Source organism: Tychonema sp. LEGE 06208, assembly GCF_015207505.1.
Lineage (GTDB): Bacteria > Cyanobacteriota > Cyanobacteriia > Cyanobacteriales > Microcoleaceae > Microcoleus.
The window spans coordinates 1-5,205 of the sequence record NZ_JADEWT010000193.1 but is presented as its reverse complement, the minus strand read 5'-3'; the positions used below and the strand labels follow the sequence as shown (position 1 = coordinate 5,205).

5 protein-coding genes are annotated in these 5,205 nt (G+C 47.3%); 2 read left to right on the top strand and 3 right to left on the bottom strand.

Annotated elements, in window-relative coordinates; translation table 11 throughout:
* Positions 1-97: 97 nt before the first annotated feature.
* Positions 98-841 (bottom strand): hypothetical protein, encoded by a 744-nt coding sequence (locus IQ263_RS29035; protein WP_228050420.1) that lies wholly within the window; start codon positions 839-841, stop codon positions 98-100.
* Between IQ263_RS29035 and IQ263_RS29030 the strand changes: the two genes are divergently transcribed.
* Positions 825-2,243 (top strand): CHAT domain-containing protein, encoded by a 1,419-nt coding sequence (locus IQ263_RS29030; RefSeq protein ID WP_228050419.1) that lies wholly within the window; start codon positions 825-827, stop codon positions 2,241-2,243. The two genes, IQ263_RS29035 and IQ263_RS29030, sit on opposite strands and share 17 nt — an antisense overlap.
* A gap of 75 nt (positions 2,244-2,318) precedes the next feature.
* Positions 2,319-2,495, top strand: a complete 177-nt coding sequence (locus IQ263_RS27555; protein ID WP_194071222.1) for a hypothetical protein — start codon at positions 2,319-2,321, stop codon at positions 2,493-2,495.
* A gap of 109 nt (positions 2,496-2,604) precedes the next feature.
* Here IQ263_RS27555 and IQ263_RS27550 read toward each other — a convergent pair whose 3' ends face one another.
* Positions 2,605-3,027, bottom strand: coding sequence for a hypothetical protein (locus tag IQ263_RS27550; RefSeq protein WP_194071221.1), 423 nt, complete (start codon positions 3,025-3,027; stop codon positions 2,605-2,607).
* Between the two features lie 383 nt (positions 3,028-3,410).
* Positions 3,411-5,205: NAD-dependent DNA ligase LigA (ligA, locus tag IQ263_RS27545; RefSeq protein WP_228050418.1), on the bottom strand; the 1,795-nt coding region annotated here is incomplete at its 5' end.

Below are 5,205 nucleotides of genomic sequence, written 5' to 3'. Positions count from 1 at the left end.
GATGCCATAAGGGAGGGCGCATAAGGTTTCTTCCTTCTTCCTGATTGTCAGAATTTAACAGGCTTTTCAATTCACATATCATTTTCAGTTTGTTTTGTCAACTCCTAATACTGAACCGACGCCCTAGTAGTGTGGGTAATATTGCGTTTTCGACTGACGACGGGATCGATCCCACGCCGATAACTCCGCCGACAATTCCGCCGACAATTCCGCCGACAATTCCGCCGACAATTCCGCCGACAATTCCGCCGACAATTCCGCCGACAACTCCGCCGACAATTCCGCCCACAACTCCGCCCACAACTCCGCCCACAACTCCGCAGATAATTCCGCAGATAATTCCGCCCACAACTCCGCCGATAGTTCCGCCCACAACTCCGCAGATAATTCCGCCCACAACTCCGCCGACAACGGAAACTATTCCACCAACTATTCCGCCGATAATTCCGCCGACAATTCCGCCAACAACGGAAACAATTCCACCAACTATTCCGCCAACAACGGAAACAATTCCACCAACTATTCCGCCGACAATTCCGCTGACAATTCCGCTGACAATTCCGCTGACAATTCCGCTGACAATTCCGCCGATAACGGAAACAATTCCGCCGACAATTCCGCTGACAATTCCGCCGACAACGGAAACAATTCCGCCGATTGTTGGGCTGACACCGCCGCTGCTGCAGTCGGTAGCAGTAACTTCGATCGACTTTAACGCATTACCACCCAGGACGATCGCACCCGTCGCCATACCAGCAACACCACTATCGCCCACAGCCACAGCAAAACCAGCACCGCAACCCTCAATCCCCGATCCAGAAGACTTGCAAGGCCGTCGCAAAATTCCACCGCTAGACAATCCCGGCGCTGCTGCCGATCAAATTTTAAGACTTGATTCGAGTATCATCAGTCAGTTGCCCCCGGCATACCAACCGCCAACAGTTCCCAGCAGGGAAACAGCGCCACCACTAACCCCTAATTCTTCTTTAGTTCTGGGATATGTTCCACCTCCCGATCGACTTTTTGAAGGTAACGACATAGAAAAAACAGTCTGGGGAATTGAACAAACAAGGAATCAAGAATTTGGACAATACCTGGGAGTAACAGCCAATCTTCCCGATCAAAAAGTCATGATTGCGACATTCCAACAAACTTTAAAAAATATCGAACAGCAAACCGGCAAACGGTCTGGTATCATCTACATAATCTCGCTAGCCGATCGACTAGAACTAATTTTAGTTCCTCCCGTGGGACGGCCGATTCACTACAGCGTCCCTGAAGCCAACAGAGCAGCTCTTTTCCCATTTGTTCAGGAGTTGCAGGCTGAAATCACCAGTCCGGGAAAACGCGGTACTACGACTTATCTACGCGCCGCCCAGCAATTATATAAATGGGCGATCGCACCCCTAGACAAAGACTTAAAAAACTTAGGAATTCAGACATTGTTACTGTCAGTCGATCCCGGATTGAGGAGTATGCCCTTTGCCGCTTTGCACGACGGTAAAGGCTTCTTAATTGAAAAATACAGTTTCAGCCTCATTCCGAGTTTTAGCTTGACTAATAGCGATTATAAAGCAGTTACAGATGCCACAGTCCTAGCAATGGGAAGGTCAGAATTTGTTAACCAAAAGCCCTTGCTCAGTGTGCCCATCGAATTACAGGCGATTTCGGCTCAGTGGCACGGGCCATCTTTCCTCAATTCGACTTTCACTTTAGATAATCTCAACTCCGAACACGCCAAAAGAGGATTTCGGATAGTTCACCTAGCAACCCACGCTGACTTTCAACCGGGAAAACCAAGCAATTCTTATATTCAACTGTGGAATTCCAAATTGCAGCTCGATCGCCTAGAAAGTTTAAATTGGCGCAATCCGCAGGTAGACTTATTAGTATTAAGTGCTTGTAGAACAGCCTTGGGCGATGGGGAAGCAGAGTTAGGTTTTGGAGGTTTAGCAGTAAAATCCGGCGCGAAATCTGCTTTAGGGAGTTTGTGGTATGTTGACGACGGAGGCACTTTGGCCCTGATGAGCGAATTTTACCACCAGTTGCGAGGAGCCACAACGAAGGCAGAAACTTTGCAACTTGCTCAACAGGCGATGATTGCTCATAAAGTTCGGATGGAAAACGGGCAGTTAGTAACAACAGCGGGCAAATTGAATTTACCGGCTGACTTACAACAAAACCAAGATTTTTCTCATCCTTACTACTGGAGCAGTTTCACCCTAATCGGAAGTCCTTGGTAAGAGGGAAGTTCGGCAACGGATTATGTAACGGATGTAACGGATGTAAGTCTGTCGGAAGAAGATGGAAGATGGAAGATGGAAGATGGAAGATGGAAGATGGAAGATGGAAGATGGAAGATGGAAGATGGAAGATGGAAGATGGAAGATGGAAGATGGAAGATGGAAGATGGAAGATGGAAGATGGAAGAGTACCCTTCGGCTTTGCTTAGGGTGAAAATAAGGAATAAGGAATATGGAAGAAGTCAAGGGTAGGATGCGTCAGGAAAGGTGATTTTCAATCACTCCTCATCTCATTCTGACGCACCATTTATTCTTGCCATCAGAATCATATTTTTCCGATTACCAAGCGAGTTAAAAATTATCAAGAAGCAGAACCTCTTGGCCCTCCCTGTTTCACGTTAGGCGCTGCGGTTCCGTAATTGACGCGACAACCGATGTTTAACAAACTAGAACTGCATTCGAGAGGGACAATTTGCTGGTCGAGGAGAGCGCTGCAACTTACATACTGGTCGTTATTAGTATCTCTTACCATACATTCGATCGCCTTAGCGCCCGATCGACTCGCCCAACTCTTCATACCTGCGACTGCAATCATGTGCTGCCAGTAAAACCAAAATAGGAACACTCCAAACAGTACCGCCACTGCTAATCCTGCTTTAATCTTCCAACTGCTCAGGATATTTCCCAAGCTACTTTTTAAGTTTTCCGTCACAGAAATAGGGGTTTCGGAACTTATTTCTGGAGGCGGCAAATTGGTTTGTGTTTGTTCTGGGATTTCCGACATCACGTAGCTCCTCTGATTTTTGCGATTGGCTGGGAATTGCCGGAGGCGATGGCGCACTCTTGCAAATTCTCTCAGATTTTAGCAAAACTCGTCTGTACTGGCAACCTCAAAAAGCAGTAGCGCCGTAGAAGTATGTATATTGTATCGATCGCGAGCGCGATTTCTATGCCTTTTGAGGTATTGCACAATTCGCGTTAGCGGAGCCCGCCCCTACGGGGGCTGCGCCAACGAAGAGGATCGGCTATTTTGCACCTAGGGAAATAGAATTGTTGCCGATGTTCTTTGAAAACGGCTGAAATGAATCAGCTTTTTTTGCGAACCGCAGAGGCCGCAGAGGCCGCAGAGAAAGAGCAAACAGAGATATATTGACTTTCACCAATCATTTATGGTTTCGATAGCAGTTCTAATAACTCAGATTCCGAAAGTAGTTTTACCCCCAAAGATTGAGCTTTCTCTAATTTAGAACCCGCATCTTCACCCACAACCACATAATCAGTTTTAGCACTAACCGAACCTGTGACTTTTCCTCCAGCTTTGACAATCAAATCTTTGGCTTCATCTCGTTTCAGAGTCGGCAAAGTTCCAGTCAATACAAATATTTTGCCAGCAAACTGTAAATTTATGTCGGCTAAATTCTGACTTTTTACTTCTGAGTGCAATTGCAATCCCGCAGTTTTTAACCGTGCGATTAAACTTTGATTTGCCGGAACTCGAAACCACTGAGAAACCGATTGTGCAATCTCCGGCCCGATGCCGTACACGCCCTCAATCGCAGCGGCCGATACTGCGGCTAACTCTTCCACATTTGCAAACCTTTCTGTCAGCAATTGCGCGTTGACACTACCAACGTGGCGGATTCCCAAGCCGTAAAGTACCCGCGAATAAGGTTGATTTTTCGATTGGGCGATCGCACTTACCAACTTTTGGGCCAACTTCTTACCCATGCGTTCCAAACCCATCAATCTTTCCGCAGTCAAATCGTACAAATCCGCAGCAGAATTGAGCAGATTGCTATCAACCATCTGCTGCACCAACTTTTCCCCAACACCGTTAATATCCAGAGCATCCCGGCTGCAAAAATGAATCAGCGAACCCCTCAAAATTGCCGGACAAGATGTATTGATGCACCGAGTAACGGCCTCCCCCTTTTCCCGAACCACAGGCTGCGCGCATTCGGGACAGCAACTAGGCATTTGAAAAAGTTGAGCATTTTGGGGACGAAGTTCCGGCAAAACTCGCACAACTTCTGGTATAATTTCCCCAGCTTTTCTGACAATCACAGTATCGCCAATATGGAGATTTAGCTCGGAAAGTCGATCGCTATTGTGGAGAGAAGCGCGCGAAACCGTGGTTCCAGCCAACTGCACCGGTTTGAGTTCCGCTACAGGTGTCAGAGCTCCGGTTCTCCCTACTTGTACGGTGACTCCTTCTACCATTGTAGGGACTTCGGCGGCCGGATACTTCAGGGCGATCGCCCAACGCGGAAACCTCTGAGTAAAACCCAATTGTTTTTGCAGCAAAACCGAATTCATCTTAACAACAACCCCATCGGTCATGTAAGGCAAATTTCCCCGCTCAGTATCCCAATATTCGTAATACTCCCGCACCTCATCCAAAGCATAGCAAACTTTGCGATTGGGATTCACCTTAAACCCCATTTTTCGCAATAATTCCAACGAATCCCACTGCGTGTCACCCTCATTACCCTCATCTAAATACAGAGTATAAGCAAAGAAATCCAACCTGCGCTTATCCACAATTTTAGAATCCAACTGTCGCAGCGTACCCGCCGCCGCATTCCGAGGATTAGCAAACAATTGTTCCCCCGCTTTTTCCCGTTCCCGATTAATTTCCTCAAACACAGCCAAAGACAAAAAAGCCTCTCCCCGCACTTCCACCACAGGCGGCGGATTATCTAAATTGAGTTTTAAAGGAATCGAGCGAATAGTCTTGACATTTTGAGTAATATCCTCTCCCGCAATCCCATCTCCCCGCGTCGCACCGCGAACTAAAATTCCATTTTCATAGGTTAATGCTAAAGCAGAACCGTCAATTTTTAATTCGCAAACATAGGAAACCCCCCCCAACCCCCCCAAGCTTCGGGGGGGAGTAATTTCCCTGTTTTCCTGATTGCTAATGGAAGATGTTATTCCCTCTTGTCCCCCCCCTTGATAAGGG